This is a genomic window from Streptomyces sp. NPDC048361, assembly GCF_040651795.1.
In the GTDB taxonomy this organism is placed as follows: domain Bacteria; phylum Actinomycetota; class Actinomycetes; order Streptomycetales; family Streptomycetaceae; genus Streptomyces.
This window is the reverse complement of the sequence record NZ_JBEZKW010000029.1, coordinates 1-15,807: the sequence shown is the minus strand read 5'-3', so window position 1 is coordinate 15,807 and position 15,807 is coordinate 1. Positions and strand designations below refer to the sequence as shown.

General features: G+C 71.7%; 17 protein-coding genes. 8 read left to right on the top strand and 9 right to left on the bottom strand.

The window, feature by feature from the left end:
* Positions 1–69 precede the first annotated feature (69 nt).
* Both AB0D31_RS18375 and pfkB read left to right on the top strand, forming a co-directional pair.
* Positions 70–831, top strand: a complete 762-nt coding sequence (locus AB0D31_RS18375; protein ID WP_362723801.1) for a DeoR/GlpR family DNA-binding transcription regulator — start codon at positions 70–72, stop codon at positions 829–831.
* Positions 828–1,778 carry a 1-phosphofructokinase gene (gene pfkB, locus AB0D31_RS18370; protein WP_362723799.1) on the top strand — a complete coding sequence of 317 codons (951 nt, stop codon included), beginning with the start codon at positions 828–830 and terminating at the stop codon, positions 1,776–1,778. Before AB0D31_RS18375 ends, pfkB begins: the two co-directional genes overlap by 4 nt.
* A gap of 46 nt (positions 1,779–1,824) precedes the next feature.
* On the opposite strand, the gene AB0D31_RS18365 is transcribed toward pfkB, so the two are convergent.
* Positions 1,825–2,067 carry a hypothetical protein gene (locus tag AB0D31_RS18365; RefSeq protein WP_267052727.1) on the bottom strand — a complete coding sequence of 81 codons (243 nt, stop codon included), beginning with the start codon at positions 2,065–2,067 and terminating at the stop codon, positions 1,825–1,827.
* Between the two features lie 233 nt (positions 2,068–2,300).
* Here AB0D31_RS18365 and AB0D31_RS18360 point away from each other — a divergent pair, with 233 nt between their 5' ends.
* Entirely contained in the window at positions 2,301–2,555 is a 255-nt protein-coding gene (locus tag AB0D31_RS18360) for a hypothetical protein (RefSeq protein WP_362723796.1), read from the top strand.
* Between the two features lie 117 nt (positions 2,556–2,672).
* Here the strand turns inward: AB0D31_RS18360 and AB0D31_RS18355 are convergent, their stop codons facing one another.
* The 4 genes from AB0D31_RS18355 to AB0D31_RS18340 form a co-directional block, all read right to left on the bottom strand.
* Positions 2,673–3,494, bottom strand: coding sequence for a DUF6227 family protein (locus tag AB0D31_RS18355; RefSeq protein WP_362723960.1), 822 nt, complete (start codon positions 3,492–3,494; stop codon positions 2,673–2,675).
* A gap of 166 nt (positions 3,495–3,660) precedes the next feature.
* Positions 3,661–4,959, bottom strand: coding sequence for an Ig-like domain-containing protein (locus AB0D31_RS18350; RefSeq protein ID WP_362723793.1), 1,299 nt, complete (start codon positions 4,957–4,959; stop codon positions 3,661–3,663).
* A 112-nt stretch (positions 4,960–5,071) separates the two neighbouring features.
* A complete protein-coding gene (locus tag AB0D31_RS18345; protein ID WP_362723791.1) occupies positions 5,072–6,133 on the bottom strand; it encodes a P1 family peptidase in 1,062 nt (353 codons plus the stop codon).
* A gap of 60 nt (positions 6,134–6,193) precedes the next feature.
* The gene (locus AB0D31_RS18340) at positions 6,194–7,234 is read right to left on the bottom strand and encodes a Scr1 family TA system antitoxin-like transcriptional regulator (protein ID WP_362723788.1); all 1,041 of its coding nucleotides are present in this window, start codon (positions 7,232–7,234) and stop codon (positions 6,194–6,196) included.
* Positions 7,235–7,369: 135 nt separating this feature from the next.
* Between AB0D31_RS18340 and AB0D31_RS18335 the strand changes: the two genes are divergently transcribed.
* Positions 7,370–7,570: a hypothetical protein gene (locus tag AB0D31_RS18335; protein WP_362723785.1), complete on the top strand. Its 201-nt coding sequence runs from the start codon at positions 7,370–7,372 to the stop codon at positions 7,568–7,570.
* Entirely contained in the window at positions 7,570–7,770 is a 201-nt protein-coding gene (locus AB0D31_RS18330; protein WP_362723783.1) for a hypothetical protein, read from the top strand. Before AB0D31_RS18335 ends, AB0D31_RS18330 begins: the two co-directional genes overlap by 1 nt.
* A gap of 66 nt (positions 7,771–7,836) precedes the next feature.
* Here AB0D31_RS18330 and AB0D31_RS18325 read toward each other — a convergent pair whose 3' ends face one another.
* Positions 7,837–8,247: a RidA family protein gene (locus tag AB0D31_RS18325; protein ID WP_362723781.1), complete on the bottom strand. Its 411-nt coding sequence runs from the start codon at positions 8,245–8,247 to the stop codon at positions 7,837–7,839.
* Positions 8,248–8,381: 134 nt separating this feature from the next.
* A complete protein-coding gene (locus AB0D31_RS18320; RefSeq protein ID WP_362723778.1) occupies positions 8,382–8,570 on the bottom strand; it encodes a histidine phosphatase family protein in 189 nt (62 codons plus the stop codon).
* 198 nt (positions 8,571–8,768) lie between these two features.
* Here AB0D31_RS18320 and AB0D31_RS18315 point away from each other — a divergent pair, with 198 nt between their 5' ends.
* Entirely contained in the window at positions 8,769–9,173 is a 405-nt protein-coding gene (locus AB0D31_RS18315) for a hypothetical protein (protein WP_362723776.1), read from the top strand.
* 22 nt (positions 9,174–9,195) lie between these two features.
* Here the strand turns inward: AB0D31_RS18315 and AB0D31_RS18310 are convergent, their stop codons facing one another.
* Both AB0D31_RS18310 and AB0D31_RS18305 read right to left on the bottom strand, forming a co-directional pair.
* Positions 9,196–10,353, bottom strand: coding sequence for a low temperature requirement protein A (locus tag AB0D31_RS18310; protein ID WP_362723775.1), 1,158 nt, complete (start codon positions 10,351–10,353; stop codon positions 9,196–9,198).
* Between the two features lie 29 nt (positions 10,354–10,382).
* Positions 10,383–11,042, bottom strand: a complete 660-nt coding sequence (locus tag AB0D31_RS18305) for a CbiX/SirB N-terminal domain-containing protein (RefSeq protein ID WP_362723772.1) — start codon at positions 11,040–11,042, stop codon at positions 10,383–10,385.
* A 597-nt stretch (positions 11,043–11,639) separates the two neighbouring features.
* On the opposite strand from AB0D31_RS18305, the gene AB0D31_RS18300 reads away from it, so the two are divergent.
* On the top strand, positions 11,640–12,386 hold the full coding sequence (locus AB0D31_RS18300; protein ID WP_362723770.1) for a DUF1838 family protein: 747 nt from the start codon (positions 11,640–11,642) through the stop codon (positions 12,384–12,386).
* A 170-nt stretch (positions 12,387–12,556) separates the two neighbouring features.
* Entirely contained in the window at positions 12,557–15,472 is a 2,916-nt protein-coding gene (gene nirB, locus AB0D31_RS18295; protein ID WP_362723767.1) for a nitrite reductase large subunit NirB, read from the top strand.
* Positions 15,473–15,807: the final 335 nt, after the last annotated feature.

Here is a 15,807-nt window from a genome sequence, read left to right as displayed (position 1 = left end):
GGAACGACCGCACGGTCGTAACCTGGCTGAGCAACCACAAGTTCGGGCAGGGAACGGACGTAATCAAACGTGTACGCACCGGAGCGGCAGCAGGAGATCCTTCGGATCGCGCGGGAGAGCGGGCGCGTGGATGTGCTCTCGCTCGCCGAGACCTTCCAGGTCACCGCCGAGACCGTACGGCGCGATCTGAAGGCGCTCGACCGGGCCGGCCTGGTCCGCCGGGTGCACGGTGGTGCCATCCCGGCCGGGCGGCTCGACTTCGAACCCGACCTCGCCGAGCGCGAGTCCACCGCCGCCGACGAGAAGCACCGCATCGCCCGGGCCGCCCTCGCCGAACTCCCCACCGAGGGCAGCGTCATCCTCGACGCCGGTTCGACCATCGCCCGGTTCGCCGCCGAGCTGCCCCTGGAGAGCGGTCTGACCCTCGTCACCCACGCCCTGCCCGTCGCGGCCCGGCTCGCCGACCACCCCGCCATCGACCTCCACCTCGTCGGCGGCCGGATCCGCCACCGCACCCGGGCCGCCGTGGACGCCTGGGCGCTGCGCGCCTACGGCGAGATCCGCGCCGACGTCATCTTCCTCGGCGCCAACGGCTTCTGTGCCGCGCACGGCCTCACCACCCCCGACCTCGCCGAGTCCGCCGTGAAGCGCGCCGCGATCGGCGCGGCCCGCCGGGTCGTGCTGCTCGCGGACTCCACCAAGCACGGCCAGGAACACTTCGCCCGCTTCGCCGACATGGCCGACGTCGACGTCCTGATCACCGACCGCGGGCTCGCCCCCGAGGACGCCGCCGTCATCGAGGCCGCCGGCACGGCCGTGGTCACCGTATGAACATCCTCACCGTCACGCCCAACCCCAGCCTCGACCGCACCTACGAGGTGCCCGGCCTGCGCCGCGGCTCGGTGCTGCGGGCGACGAGCGAGCGCGTGGACCCGGGCGGCAAGGGCGTCAACGTTTCGCGGGCCGTCGCCGCCGCCGGGCACCGCACGCTCGCCGTGCTGCCGCTGGGCGGCGCCCCCGGCGCGCTCGTCGCCGAGCTGCTCGCCGCCGAAGGCATCGAGGTCGCCGTCGTCCCCGTCGCCGGGCGCACCCGCTCCAACATCGCGGTCGTCGAACCCGACGGCTCCCTGACGAAGATCAACGCACCCGGGCCCGAACTGAGCGCGGCGGAAAGCGAGTTGCTGCTCGCCACCGTGCGTGAGCACTCCGTGGGCGCCGACTGGATCGCCTGCTGCGGCAGCCTGCCGCCCGGCCTTGCGCCCCGGTGGTACGCCGACCTCGTCGCCCGCGCCCATGAAGCCGGCGCCAAGGTCGCCCTCGACACCTCGGGGCCCTCCCTCGTCGCCGCGTTGCGCGAACGCCCCGATGTGGTCAAGCCCAACGCCGAGGAACTCGCCCGGGCCGTCGGCCGTCCCCTCGCCACCATCGGCGACGCGGTCGAAGCGGCGCAGGAGATGCGGCAGTCGGGGGCGGGCGCGGTCCTCGCGAGCCTCGGCGCGGACGGCCAGCTCCTGCTCTCCGCGTCCGGTACCTATTTCGCCTGTGCGCCCGTCGACGCCGTACGCAGCACGGTCGGGGCCGGTGACGCCTCGCTCGCCGGGTTCCTCACCGCGGGCGGCGAAGGCCCCCGGGCGCTGGCCGCGGCCGTCGCCCACGGCGCGGCCGCCGTCCGCCTCCCCGGCAGCGTGCCGCCCGCGCCCGCCGACCTCGCGCCGTCCGCGGTCACCATCACCGAAGCGGTGCCGCTGGAGCGGCCGTTGAGGGAACCGGCGCCCTGAACCGCTCCGGCCGCCGAACCAGGCCGGATGCGACGCGGGGGACGGCTCAGCGCGTCAGGCGGTTGCCCGGCCCGTCCGGGCCCGGGTAGTCGGGGTCGTCCTCGCCGCTCGGCAGCGGGCGATGACCCTCCGACCAGTCATTGGTCCAGCCGCACACACCACACGCGTACCGGCCGTCGAGCCCCGCCACACGGGTGCCGCATTTACGGCAGTCCGCCTCGGTGATCTCCGGAGTGAACACGGGCTCGGGCTCGGGCAGCGGTTCCAGTTCCGGCGGCCATGGACTCATGCCAGGGAGCGTACCGGGAGGGCGGCGGGGCGTTCCGGGAGGGCGGCGGGGCGTTCCGGGAGGGCGGCGGGGCGTACCGGGAGGGGGCGGGGCGCTCCCGCGCCGACCACCATCCTCAACGCCCCTCTCAAGGCCGGGCGCATTCGACGGTCATGACGTGACATGTACCACTTGAGGACCAAAGCCCCTGCACCCCCTGCCGTAAGGCCCGGCGGTGTTGTCTACTGGGGCGCGTGGCTCAGAACATCACGATCATTCAGCAGATAGGCCTCTCCGTCCTCGCTGCGGCGAGTGTCGCCTGGGTCGTCGGACTGGTTCGCGTGCTGCGCCGGGAGCGCGCCGACCGGGCGGAGTGGCACGCCGTGCGCTCACTGCGGGCGGTGGGCCGGCAGGCCGGGCCGCCCGCGCAGGAGGCGGTGGCCCTCACCGAGGCCGAGCGCGCCGCGTTCGCGGGCCTGATGCGTCAGCTGGACCCGCGCCGCTCCTGACCGTACGGACGGTGCGAGTGTGAGCCGGGCGGGCGGGAACATGCGCGCGCACCCCCACGCCGCCCGGCGTCAACTAATGCGTGCTTCAACCCGCGCGTGCCTCAACTCATGCGTGCCTCAACTCACGCGTGCGCGGCGCTCCATGGCGGTTCTGGCCGCCTGCTCGCTGCCGTACACCTCGCACATGTGGCGGCCGTCGGGCGTGGCCGTGTGCTCGACCTCCCACAGGCTCAGCTCGCTGCCGTCGAGCAGCAGGAACGCGTGCTCGTACAGCGTGAACGCGGCGTCGCGTCCGGCCGCACGGCAGTGGCTGCCGAAGGTCTGGCTGATCCAGTGCGCATGTGCGGCCCGCAGCCGTAGCGCGGTGCGGTGGCCCGGCTGGTCCCGGTTCTCGGCGCGGCGCAGCAACCGCCGTGCGTGGTCCGCGGAGTCGTCGGGTGCGTACGGGTGGAGGAGCCCGGTGTGCGGGGTGACGCGCCTGGGCTCCGCGAAGGCGTCGGGCCCGAGCCCCGCCTCCCAGTCCGCGAAATCCTGGAGTTCGGCGTATCCCTGCTCGGCTCCGGTGGGCGCGTCCGCCGGGAGGTGCCTGCGGCGCAGCCGCGCGGCGGCGATACGGGCCTCCTCCTCGGCCGCGTACACCTCGTGCGCGTACTCGCGGCCGTCGTGATGGGCGACTTCCCACAGGGTGAGGGTGGTGCCGTCCAGGAGCAGATAGCAGTGCCGGTAGGTCTCGCGGCTCAGGCGGTGGCCGTCCGGTCCCGCCGCCGAGGTGTGCAGGGACGAGTGGAGCGAAGTGGTGTGCGCCATCGCGGAGTCGAGGCGCTCGACGAGCTCGTCCGGCAGGTCGAAGGAGTTCAGGGCCCGCCCGAGCAGTGTGGCCAGTTGTTCCTGAGCCGATTCGTCACCGGGGCCGCGCTCGCCGTAGAGCGGGTGGGGCACATGGAGCACCAAGGCTTCTCCTGGCCGTCGCTGTTGGTCACGTAGAAGGTGCTCAACGTAGCCCCTGGGGCCCGATCGCGCAGCGGGCATGGCCGAAACTTTTCCGGCCGGCACCCCACGTTTGGGTTACCGGCCGGTGAAGTTCCGTCTGCGGGACGGGAGTTGGTCAGGAGGCGCTGTCCGCCGTCCACTGTGCCCACGACAGGTTCCAGCCGTTGAGGCCGTTGTCCGGGGGGATGACCTTGTCGGGCGAGCCCTTCACGACGACGACGTCACCGATGAGGCTGTGGTCGAACATCCACTTGGCCGTGGTGTCACCCGCGGCGCCCTTCACGTCGCGCATGCCGACGCAGCCGTGGCTGGTGCCCTCGTTGCCGAACACCGACGGGTCGCCCCAGTAGTTGCCGTGGATGAAGGTGCCGGAGGTGGACAGGCGCATCGCGTGCGGCACGTCCTTGATGTCGTACTCGCCGCCGAAGCCCACGCTGTCGCCGTTCATCCGGGTCTGCGTGAACTTCTCGGAGATGACCATCTGCCCGTTGTACGTGGGGTGCGCGGCGCTGCCGGTCGAGACGGGGATCGTCTTGATGGTCCTGCCGTCCTGCTGGACGGTCATCTCCTGCGTCTTCACGTCCACCGTCGAGACCTGGTTGCGGCCGATGGTGAAGGAGACGTCCTTCTTCTGCACGCCGTAAATGCCCTTGGCGCCCTCGACCTTGTCCAGGTCGATCTTCATCGTCACCTTGGACCCGGCCTTCCAGTACTCCTCCGGCCGGAAGTCCAGGCGGGTGGAGTTGAACCAGTGGCCGACGACCTGCTGGCCGCTGCTGCTGGTGACCGTGATGTGGGAGAGGACGTCCTTCTTGTTGGTGATCGCCTTGTTGAAGGTGAAGGACACCGGCATGCCGACGCCGACGGTCGAGCCGTCGTCGGGGGTGTAGGTGCCGATGAAGCTGTCCTTGGCGGAGACGGTGGTGAACTGCGAGTTCTCCGTCGCCGGGCGGCCCTTGTCGTCCTTGCCGTTCGCGGTGATCTTGTACTGGGTGCCGCGCTCGACCTTGCCGGTCGGCTTCCAGGAGAGCCCGTCGGCGGCGAGCGTGCCGGCCACGGTCTTGCCGCCCTGCGCCTCGGTCATCGTCACGTCGGAGAGCTTGCCGCCGTCCGCCTTGACCGTGACGTCGTTGATCGAGGCGTTGGTGGAGCCGTCCTTCGCCGAGATGGTGATCTTCAGCGTGGAGGCGTCCTTGGCGGCCGCGGCGTCCGAGCCCTTGCCGCTCTTGGCGTCGTCGTTCGCCTTGGCGTCGCCGCCGCAGGCGGTCAGCGCGAGCGCGCCGACCAGCAGGCCGGCCGCGCCCGCGATCAGCCGGACACGACGCCGGGCGTGCGGACGCGCGGTGCGCGGGATGCTGAACTGCTGAGGCTGCGCTGCGTTGTCCGACGCGGGCGGTGTCACGGGCTGCTCCATGTCTGCGTGATGGACTGCGAATTGAATCCAGTACGGGCATAGAGCACCCAAATGGACCACATGGTTGCGAGCTCAGAATGTGACGGCCGTCACATTGAAGGCTTACGGGGCCTCAACTCCCGTACAGATCCCTATAAGAGGGGAATGTCCCCCCGGCCTCTCCGCTGAGTCCCGTGTGTCCTTCGACGCTTTCGGCGGCGCGCACGCCCCGCACGATCGCGCGCGCCACGACGTCCGCCCCGGCGGCCAGGACGTCGTTCAACTCCTCGGGGCTCAGCGGTCCGGGCGCATCCGCGGTTTCGGTGGCCCCGTGCGCCCCGGTCGCCAGCGCGAACACGGTGTCCCCGTCGTGCATCAGATGGACGGGGCGGATCGCGCGGGCCAGCCCGTCGTGTGCGGTTCCGGCGAGCTTCTGCGCCTGCGGCCGGCTGAGCGGGGCGTCGGTGGCGACGACGGCGAGCGTGGTGTTGAGCGGGGGAAGCCCCATGCGTGCGCGGGAGCGCTCGATCTGCTCCTGCGCGGCCGCGTGGATGCGGGGGTCGGGGATACGCAACGGGCCCGCCCCGTACTCCCCGTACAGCACGCCGGTGTACGGGTCGACGGGCGAGCCGACGGCGTTGACGACGGCGAGCGCGGCGACGGTGACCCCGGAGGCGAGGGTGACGCTCGCGGTGCCGACCCCGCCCTTGAGCCCACCGACCACGGCGCCGGTCCCGGCCCCCACGTTGCCCTCGGCGACCTCGCGCCCGGCCGCCCCGGCCGCCTCGGCGGCGGCCCGCCCCACCGACGCGTCGGGCCTTGCCAGCCAGTTGCCGCCGCGCCCCAGGTCGAACACGCAGGCCGCGGGCACGACCGGCACGACGTGGCGCGGCTCGGGCCCCACCCGCACCCCGCGCCCCTGTTCCTCCAGCCAGGCCATGACCCCGCCCACGGCGTCGAGCCCGAACGCGCTGCCGCCGGTGAGAACGACGGCGTCGATGCGCTCGACGACGTTCCTGGGGTCGAGCGCATCGGTCTCCCGCGTACCGGGCCCGCCCCCGCGCACCTCGACGGCGGCGACGGCCCCGCCGACCGGCGCGAGCACGACGGTGGTCCCGCTCAGAGCGTCGGGCCCGGCCACGACCGCGTGCCCGACGCGGAACCCGGGGACGTCGGTGAGGGAGTTGGTGGTCATGGGGCATGCCTACCACGCCCCGGCCAACCCCGGACGGGCCCCGCTGGACCTTGACCCCGGCTAGCCCTTCAGCGTCGCGACGAAGGCGGCCCAGGCGGCGGGGGAGGTGGTCATCACCGGGCTTTCTTCCACGCCGAACTTCGAGTCGCGCACAGGCACCACGGCAGTAAGGTTCAGGGCTACCTCGACGCATTGCCCTTCGGTATTGCTGCGCGTCGACTTGCGGAAGTCGGCCCCGGTCAGGTCGTGTTGCGGGTGAGTTTTACTCATCTCGATCATGTCCTCCTGTGCGAGCCGGAGCAGGGCTACCGACTCACGGGGCGTGAGAGCGTGCGCTTGGAGGTGATCGTAGATCAGTCCGTAGCGCGCCACGGCTTGTGCTTCCTCGAAGAGTTGTCCGCTGGAGGAACCCTCCAGGTAAGCAACGTTGGCCCTTTCCGGAAGAGCGAGGACCGTGAGTGCGCCGCCCAGGGCGGGGTGCGCACCGATCGATTCGGGAAGTACCTGGAGGTGCACGGCCGGGTGCTCGGACATGGTGACCATGTGCCCCAACTGCTCCGCCATGACGAGGGGCCCACCGACCGGGCGACGCAGGAGGGACTCCTCGACGATGAACCACAGCGCGGGCGGCTGCGTTCGATTGATGATCTCCTGCCGCCTCATACGTGCTTCAAGCTGAACGTCGATGGCGTCCGCAGGCCCTATGCGGCCCAGCCGCCCCAGGCTCAACAGCTCCCGGGCGTAAGGCTCGGTCTGCAGTAGTCCGGGCACGGCCATCGGCTGGTACTCGCTGATGCTTACGGCCCGGTCCTCGAATCCAATGAACAGGGCGAGCCAGTCCGGGATGGTCGGCGGGTTCTCCACCAGCACCATGAGACGTTCAAGAATGCCGTCCGTCCGGAACGCCGCATCGAGATCGCGCGCATTGTCGAGCGTCGCCGGAATCGTGGCGTTCTCGATCTGTCCGATCCGGGACACCGCCATATGCGCCTTGTCCGCCAGCGTGGACTGTGACCAGCCCAGGGCGCGGCGCAACCGCAGGACTTCCTGTCCCAGGAACCACGCTGGGGAGAGCTCTGGTTCCGGCCGTGTGTTCGGCACAGGTCCTCGCTCCTCTCTAATTCGCGCTCTTAGAGCCTTGGGCACTCCCAACCTAGCTACCAGAAAGGCAGGTTGAGGGTTGCCAGGAAAAGCCGCCCCGAACGAGGGGCGGAACGGAGTGCGGAGGCGAGCAGAATGCACGGTGACCGGTACGTCGTCGACATGGACACCGGACGCGTCGGGGAAATCGTCGGCCGGTACGCCGGGTCGGTGTTCATGCGGCCACCCGGCGGCGGCCGGGAATGGGCCGTGGCCCCGCACCGCCTGCGTGCGCCCACCGAAGCCGAGCGCCGGCGCGCCGAGATGTACGGCACCCCCGTAGGAGGTGAGCGCTGATGTGGGCCGTGCAGCCGTCGGCGGGCCTGGACGCGTGGCTGTACCAAGCCGAACCCGTCGACGGCTGTGACGGCTGCGCGCGGGCCATGCTCCGGCTCGCCGAGGCGGAGGGGGCCGGCGATCAGACGGGTCGGTACGAGGCGTCCCGCGATGTGCGGGCGCATCCTCGCCACCCGGGGGAGCCGGGGCAGGGGCACTGACCGGGGCCGGATCGATGCACCGGGCCCGGCTCGTAAGCCTGCCGACGGGTCTATGCGTACCCCGCGTCAGCGGACGAGCCCGATGGCCTCAATCTCGATCATCCACTCAGGGTCGGCGAGTGCGGAGACCTCTACGAACGACTCTGCGAGGTGCGGCTCGTCCGGGAAGTGTTCCGCGCGCAACCTCGCGAAGACGTCCTGCTGCGCGATGTCCGTGACGAACACGGTCGCCTTGACCACGTCGGCGAGACTGGAGCCCGCGTTGGTGAGCACCGTCGACAGATTCGCGAGCGCCTGACGGGCCTGCGTCTCGAAGTCCCCGGTGCCGACCGTGGCTCCCTGGGCATCGATCGGTGCCTGCCCTGATGTGAAGACCAGGTTTCCGACCCGGACGCCGAGCGATATACCGGCCGACTCGTACCAGTCGGGTTCCGCGGAGACACGCACACGCTCCGCGGCAGGCTGTGTAACGGACATACTGCTGTCACTCCCTCAAAACCGCACACATACGGAGCCGGGCCGTTGCGATCATCCCGGCTTGATCGACAGCCGCGGACCCTCAGGATTCATTCCCGAGGGCTTGCATATCCGCCTTGGCGCGCCTGCCGGGCTCAGGCGCTCCGAGGAGCCAGGGCCGCGTCGGTGCGGGTGGCGACCTGGGTGAGCTGCTCGCCCGGGTGGTCGGCGTCGCCCGGGACCACCCCGTCGCGCCACAGGTCCCCCGCCGTGGTCAGCGGTACATCGGTCCGGCCCGCGTGCTGCCCCGTCAGGCTCCACTCGGTCTGGCCGTGCCTGATCACTATGGGTTCACCCGTGGCGGGGACGTTGGTCAGCCTTGATGCGGCTTCTCAAGGGCGGGTGTCCGCAGGCCAGTTGGGGCGGGCGGTCGATGTCAGTGGCGGATGTCAGGCTGGTTCCGACGTCACCCCGGCCTGGGTGACGGCTGAGTCCGGGCCGGCGCTTCGTGTCGTCGACCACTGTCCTACCGGAAGGCCGCCATGAGCTGGGACGTCCTGCTGCTCCACCTGCCCGAGGGCTTCACCTCCGTACAAGAACTGCCCGACGACTTCACCCCGCCCGCACTCGGCGCGCGGCACGACGTCCTCGCGGCGCTGGGCGAGGGTGTTCCCGAGGCCGACTTGTCCGACCCGGCCTGGGGTGAACTCAAGGGCCCCACCTGGTCCATGGACCTCAACATCGGCGAGGGCGAACCCGTGGACACGGTCATGCTGCACATCTACGGTTCCGGCGACGACGTGCTCGTCCTGGTCCTCCGGATCGCTCGGGCCCTTCGCTGCAAGGCCCTGGACATCTCCACGGGACGCCTGCTCAGCGGCCCGGACGTGACGGGGTGGCGCGCGTTCCAGGCGTATCGCGACCGGGTGGTCGGCGGTGCCGGCTGATTCGGCGGGTGTGGCGCGCCGGTCAGGGTGCCGGTGCCGGCTCGGGGTTGCGGTGGTTCAGGGTCCAGCCGATCGCGACCGTCGCCACTGCCACCGCACCGGCCAGGGGGACGGCCAGGTGGCCCGCGAACGTGCAGGCGAGGATGGCCAACGTCGCGACGGGCAGCATCAGTTGCTGGGCCTTGCCGCGTTTGAAGTGACGGGAGTGCAGGAGCCAGACCGTCAGGAGGAACAGGGCCGCCGGGACCGTCACGGCGGAAGCCGCCGCGTTCGCCGAGATGTGGGCCTTGCCCACGGTCTGCTCGATCGCCACCTCCATGCCCGCGCCGATCGCCGCCGCCCCGGCCAGGACCACGTAGTGGCCGTAACCCCACACGAAAGCCTGCCGATTGGAGGTCAGGTGGTCGTGGATCGGGGCCGCGAAGTAGATCCACCACGCGGCGAACACGATGAGCAGTCCGCCTGCGGCAAGGGGGAGGAGATCACCCAGCTCGTCGTGTTCGTCGAGGGCCTCCTGTACGGCGATGGTCGCCGCCGACACCGTCTCGCCGAGCACGATCAGGGTGAACAGTCCGTACCGTTCCGCGATGTGGTGCGGGTGCCAGGTGGTGGTGTGGATGCGCTCGGCGATCATCGGTACGGACAGCTCGGCGAGGGCGAGGAGCGGGAAGAGCCAGTTGCGGGCCGCGTCGGGGACGAACAGCAGGACGACCCAGCCCACTTGGCACACCACGAGCCCGGCCGCGTACCGCAGGCACATCGTGCGCTCGTCCCGGTCCTCGCAGGACAGCGCGGCCCGCAGCCACTGGCTGGTCAGCGCGAGCCGCATGACGATGTAGCCGATGACGCTGAGCGTGAAGTCACCGTCGAACGCGCGCGGTACGCCCGCCGCGAGGATCAGTACGCCGGTGATCTGGACCAGGGTCACCACGCGGTACAGGGCGTCGTCGGTGTCGTACGCCGAGGCGAACCACGTGAAGTTCATCCACGCCCACCAAATGGCGAAGAAGACGACCGCGTACCCGGCGACGCCCGTGCCCACGTGGCCCTCCGCCAGAGAGTGGACGAGCCGGGCACCGGCCTGGGCCACGGCGACGACGAAGCACAGGTCGAAGAAGAGCTCTAGCGGGGTGGAGGCGCGGTGGCCCTCGTGGCGGCTGCGTGCGGTCATGCGTGGCATGCGCACAGCACACCAGATGGCGCGGTGCGCTAGGCGGCCAACACCTCGGGCCGCACCGATTCGTACCGGTTCAGCACAAGGCGCGCGATGAGGGGGTGATCGGCTATCGGCGCCGATACGGCGTGCACGCCCCCGGTCTCTTCGAGTACGCGGGTGAAGCGGCCCGGGGCCAGGAGGTGCGTGGCGATCGTGATCCGTCGGAACCCGGCGGCGCGGAGCTGCGCGACGCGGTCGGGGACGCTGGGGTGTGCGGCGGAGCAGTAGGCGTCCACGACGGGGAGGTTGGGGTGGGCCCGGCTCAACTCCCTTGTCACGGCACGGGTTCCGTCGACGCCGCCGGGCCAGGTGGAGCCGGCGCCCGCGACGACGATCGCGTCGCCGGGGCCGCCGGCCTCAAGGAGCCGCTCGTGCACGGCGCGGGCCACGGCCGGCTCGCCCGCGAGCCCGGCGGTGACGGTGCAGTGGAAGCGGCGGGCGATGGCGGGGATGTCCACGCGGCGGTGGTAGCCCTCGCCGAGGAGGAGGGGGACGACGACTGCGCCGGGGTGTCTCGCGAGGACGTCGGCGAGGGAGGGGCGCTGTACGTCCAGGTGCCCGACCAGGGTGGGGCGGTCCAGCCCCTGTACGAGGCGGGCGGTCGTCCGGCCCGCGCCGGGGGCGGGGCTGCCGTGTACGGCGAGCACGAGCATGTGGCTTGGCCTTCCGGTGCGGGGCCGTTCCCTGGCCGGGTGGGTGCCGGGGTGGTGTCGTGGCACCCCGGCATCTTCACGCTAGCGCGGGGGGTGGTGTGCGGGGCTCGGCGAAAGCCCACTGGTGGGGGGACGTTGGGCTCCCCTTTCCGGTAGGGACGCGGTGGGGCCGGCCCGGGGGGTTTTGCCCCACCCCGCCCCTTCCCGAAACCCTCCGGGGGCGGGAGTTGGGCTGAGGTCCAGGCTCCTGGGGCTCCGCCCCGGACCCCGTTCGCGCCTGAAGGGCGCTCGTCCTCGATCTCCCCCAAGGCCTCAAGGCCCAGGGGGGACCCCCATGACGGGCTGACCATGTCCATGCGGGCCGGCACCGAGTAGTTGGGGGGGCGCGGGGAATTGCGCGAGAAGCGAGCACGGCCCGCGCACGACCGGCGCCGTCAGGGGCGCGGGGAACTGCGCGAGACGCGGGTACGGCCCGCGCACGACCGGCGCCGTCAGGGGCGCGGGGAACTGTGCGAGACGCGGGTACGGTTCGCGCACGACCGGCGCCGTCAGGGGCGCGGGGTTTCGTCCGGGCGGGGCGGCGCGCAGAGTAAGGGGATGACCGTGCACCCGTACCCGCTCCGCGACCTCGCCCGCACCCGCGCCTCCCTCGGCGGCGAAGAAGTGACCTACTGGTGGTCCGGCGACATCTACTCCTGGGCCCCCGACGAGCCCTACCAGCGCCTCTTCGGCTTCGAGGGCGTCAACGTCGCCCGCCTCGTCCCCGACGAGGACGCCGGACCGGACGCGTACCAGCTGCTCACTCGCGAGGCCGCCTTCTACCTCGACCCCGTCACCCGCGAGATCCTCGACACCTGGCAGGACCTGCCCGTCCTGCACATCTGGAACGACCCGGCCAACCAGCGCTGGCGCCCCTTCCCCGTGCCCACCACCGAGCTCGGCGGGCAGGTCTGCTTCAGCCTGGAGATCCCGCTGGCCTACCCCTCGCCGCTGCCGGTCGCCGAGTACCCGGTCCATTCCGCCGGCGACACCTACAAGGCGCTCGAACTGTTCCAGTTCTTCGCCGACCGCGTCGACCTCGCGGGCCCCGCGCCCAGCGTGCCGGCCACCATGTCGTGGACCCGGATGTCGCCGTGGCTGCCCTGGATGGCGCGCGGGCAGCGTGCCGGCGGGCTCACCTACCACTGCCGGGGCCGCAAGCTCGGCAGCTACGCCGAAGTTCCCGAACGTACCCGCGCCTACATCGGCGACCACCACCCCGAGTTCGCGCACGCCCCCGAGAAGTGGAGCGAGCCCAACGAGACCAGCTGGACCTACTTCCGCAAGCTCCACCCGCCGAAGTAGCCGGCGCCGGGCGGACGCGGACGGGGGACCGACTGCCCGGTCCCCGGGGGCCACACGGCCCTGGTGAGCAGGGCTTTTTCGGGGGCCGTGGCCTGGGCGGGCGGGCTAGCGTCGAAGGAGAGTGAGTCCCTGAGGCCCTCCCGAGCCGAGCCCGAGTCCCGGAGCGAACCATGGTGCAGCCCCTGCCCGCGCAGCCCCAGCCCCAGCCCGCGCAGCACCTCGTGCTGATCGGCCACGGCATGGTCGGCCACCGCCTCCTCCAGGCCCTCGCCGAGCGCGGAGCCCTGGCCGAGCGCGGAGCCCTGGCCGAACGCGAAGTCCTGGCAGGACGTGAAGCTCTGGCAGGACGTGAAGCTCTGGCAGAGCTCGGAAGCCTGACCGGGCCGGGCGCGTCCAACACGTCCAGCGCGCCCAGTACGTCCGGCACCCCCCGCTGGCGCGTCACCGTGCTCGCCGAGGAAGACGTCCCCGCCTACGACCGCGTCCACCTCTCCTCCGCCTTCACCGGGGCCACTGCGCAGCAACTCTCGCTCTGTGACGGCGAGTTCATCGAGGCGTACGCCATCGAGCTGCGGCTCGGTGACCCCGCCGAAGGCGTCGACCCCGCCGCCCGCACGGTCACCACCACCTCCGGCGCCGTCGTCCCCTACGACGCGCTCGTGCTCGCCACCGGCTCCTACCCCTTCGTGCCGCCCATCCCCGGCGCCGACGCCACCGGCTGCTTCACCTACCGCACCCTGTACGACGTCGAGCAGCTCACCCGGTACGTCGGCGAGGGTGCCCGCAGGGGGGTCGTCATCGGGGGCGGCCTGCTCGGGCTTGAGGCCGCAGGGGCGCTGCGTACGCTCGGGCTCGACACGCACGTCGTCGAGTTCGCGCCGCGCCTCATGCCGCTCCAGGTCGACGACGGCGGCGCGGCGGCCCTGCGGACCACCATCGAATCCATGGGCGTGGCCGTGCACACCGGCGTCGGCGCCCACGAGGTCGAGCTCGACGAAGCCGGCCGGGTGCGTGAGCTGCGGCTCAGCGACGGGCGCCGCATCGAGGCCGACGTCGTGGTGTTCTCCGCCGGGGTACGCCCACGGGACCGCCTGGCCCGTGAGTGCGGGCTCGCCGTCGGCGACCGGGGCGGGGTGGCCGTGGACGCGTACTGCCGCACCACCGACCCGTCCATCTATGCGGTCGGCGAGTGCGCCCAGACCGTCGACGGCCGGGTCTACGGCCTGGTCGCGCCCGGCTACCAGATGGCCGAGACCGTCGCCGAACGCCTCGCGGGCGGCTCGGGCCGCACCTTCACCGGCGCCGACACCTCCACCAAGCTGAAGCTGATGGGCGCCGACGTCGCCTCTTTCGGCGACCCCTTCGCCGCCTCCGACACCGGCGCCGTCGAGGTGCTCTTCTCCGACGGGCGCGAGGGCGTCTACAAGAAGCTGCTGCTCGGACCCGACGGGCGTCTCCTCGGCGGCATCCTGGTCGGCGACGCCGGAGCATACGGCTCCCTCAAGCCACACACCGGACGCCAACTCCCCAGCCCCGCCGAGGTGTTCATCGCCCCAGCGGGCGGCGAGGCACCCGGAGCGGACGCGCTCCCCGACGACGCCGTCGTCTGCTCCTGCCACAACGTCACCAAGGCGCAGGTGCGCGACGCCGTCACCGAGCACGGGCTCACCGACATCGCCGGCATCAAGCGGTGCACCAAGGCCGGCACCGGTTGCGGCGGCTGCGTCGGATCGCTGCAAGGCGTACTCGACGCCGAACTCACCGCATCGGGCGTCACCAGGCCGCGCGGACTGTGCGAACACTTCACCCTGTCCCGCTCCGAGATCTACGCGGTCGTCGCCCGGCAACACATCACCTCCTTCAGGGAGTTGATGGATCGTCATGGCAGTGGCGGAGACGGGTGCGCCGTCTGCAAGCCCGTCGTCGGCAACATCCTTGCCACCCTCGCCCCCGAGCTCGGCATCGGGCACGTCCTCGACGGCGAGCAGGCCACCTTGCAGGACTCCAACGACCTCTTCCTCGCCAACCTCCAGAAGGACGGCACGTACTCCGTCATCCCGCGTGTCCCCGGCGGCGAGGTCACCCCCGAGCAGGTCATCGCGGTCGGCGAGGTCGCCCGCGACTACGGGCTCTACACCAAGATCACCGGCGCCCAGCGCATCGGCCTCTTCGGCGCCCGCGCCGACCAGCTGCCCGACATCTGGCGGCGCCTCGGCGCGGCCGGGTTCGAGTCGGGGCAGGCGTACGGAAAGTCGCTGCGCGCCGTCAAGTCCTGTGTGGGCGCCCGGTTCTGCCGCTTCGGGCAGGGCGACTCCATCCGGCTCGCCATCGACCTGGAGAACCGCTACCGGGGCCTGCGCACCCCGCACAAGTTCAAGGGCGGCGTCTCCGGCTGCCTGCGCGAATGCGCGGAGGCGCGCGGCAAGGACATCGGCGTCATCGCGACGGCCGGCGGCTGGAACCTGTACGTCTGCGGCAACGGCGGCGCCCGTCCCCGCCACGCCGATCTGCTCGCCTCCGACCTGTCCACGGCCGACCTCTTCAGGACCGTCGACCGGTTCCTCATGTACTACGTGCGCACCGCCGAACGCCTGGAGCGCACCGCCGCGTGGATCGAGCGCATCGACGGCGGCCTCGACCACTTGAAGGCTGTCCTGATCGAGGACTCCCTCGGCATCGGCGCCGAGCTCGAAGCGCAGATGGACCGGCACGTCGCCGCCTACCGCGACGAGTGGAGCGCCGTCCTCGCCGACCCGGCCGCCCTCGACCGCTTCGGCCACGTCGACTTCGGTGCCCATGACGCCCTGGAGCCCGGCCGTGGCCGCCCCGCCAAGCTCGCCGACGGCAGCGAGGCCGCCCTGTTCAAGTCCCGTACGGGGGAGGTGTACGCGGTGTCCAACCGCGACCCGTTCTCCGGCGCCGACGTCATCGCGGGCGGCATCATGGGCAGCCGGGACGGCGTCCCCGTCGTCGCGTCGCCCCTGCACAAGCAGGAGTTCGACCTGCGCACCGGCCGATGCCTCGACGACCCGGACGTCACCCTCCCCGTCCTCGACCTCGCCGACCTGCCCGCGACACGGTTCTAGGCCCCGGCCGGCCCCGGGTCCCGGCGGCCCCCGACTCGGGGGAGGGGGGCGTCCGAAAGTCGCGTGACGGGGCCCGCGCGGCCCGGAGGGGGCGTATGGCAGTCGCGTGTCGGGGCCCCGCGCGGCCCGGGCGAGGGGCTGTACGGCACCCCGCATGTTGGGGCCCCGCGCGGTCTGGGGGAGGGACGGACCGTACGACCCCCCCATTACCGTTTTCGTAGCCCCGCAATGGGGCTGCCGGCCTTCGGAGTTGGCATGACTACCTCCCCTTGTCGAGTGCATGGCCCGGGGGGTGGTGTCACCAGCTTCGGAGGCACTGACAGACCGCTGATTAG

Excerpts from the sequence above, each read along its gene's own strand:
- pfkB (WP_362723799.1), top strand. The coding sequence starts at position 828 with ATGAACATCCTCACCGTCACGCCCAACCCCAGCCTCGACCGCACCTAC.
- AB0D31_RS18325 (WP_362723781.1), bottom strand. The coding sequence starts at position 8,247 with ATGTCCGTTACACAGCCTGCCGCGGAGCGTGTGCGTGTCTCCGCGGAA.
- AB0D31_RS18330 (WP_362723783.1), top strand. The coding sequence starts at position 7,570 with ATGTGGGCCGTGCAGCCGTCGGCGGGCCTGGACGCGTGGCTGTACCAA.
- AB0D31_RS18350 (WP_362723793.1), bottom strand. The coding sequence starts at position 4,959 with ATGGAGCAGCCCGTGACACCGCCCGCGTCGGACAACGCAGCGCAGCCT.
- AB0D31_RS18310 (WP_362723775.1), bottom strand. The coding sequence starts at position 10,353 with ATGCCACGCATGACCGCACGCAGCCGCCACGAGGGCCACCGCGCCTCC.
- AB0D31_RS18300 (WP_362723770.1), top strand. The coding sequence starts at position 11,640 with ATGACCGTGCACCCGTACCCGCTCCGCGACCTCGCCCGCACCCGCGCC.
- nirB (WP_362723767.1), top strand. The coding sequence starts at position 12,557 with ATGGTGCAGCCCCTGCCCGCGCAGCCCCAGCCCCAGCCCGCGCAGCAC.
- AB0D31_RS18335 (WP_362723785.1), top strand. The coding sequence starts at position 7,370 with ATGCACGGTGACCGGTACGTCGTCGACATGGACACCGGACGCGTCGGG.
- AB0D31_RS18345 (WP_362723791.1), bottom strand. The coding sequence starts at position 6,133 with ATGACCACCAACTCCCTCACCGACGTCCCCGGGTTCCGCGTCGGGCAC.
- AB0D31_RS18365 (WP_267052727.1), bottom strand. The coding sequence starts at position 2,067 with ATGAGTCCATGGCCGCCGGAACTGGAACCGCTGCCCGAGCCCGAGCCC.
- AB0D31_RS18305 (WP_362723772.1), bottom strand. The coding sequence starts at position 11,042 with ATGCTCGTGCTCGCCGTACACGGCAGCCCCGCCCCCGGCGCGGGCCGG.
- AB0D31_RS18315 (WP_362723776.1), top strand. The coding sequence starts at position 8,769 with ATGAGCTGGGACGTCCTGCTGCTCCACCTGCCCGAGGGCTTCACCTCC.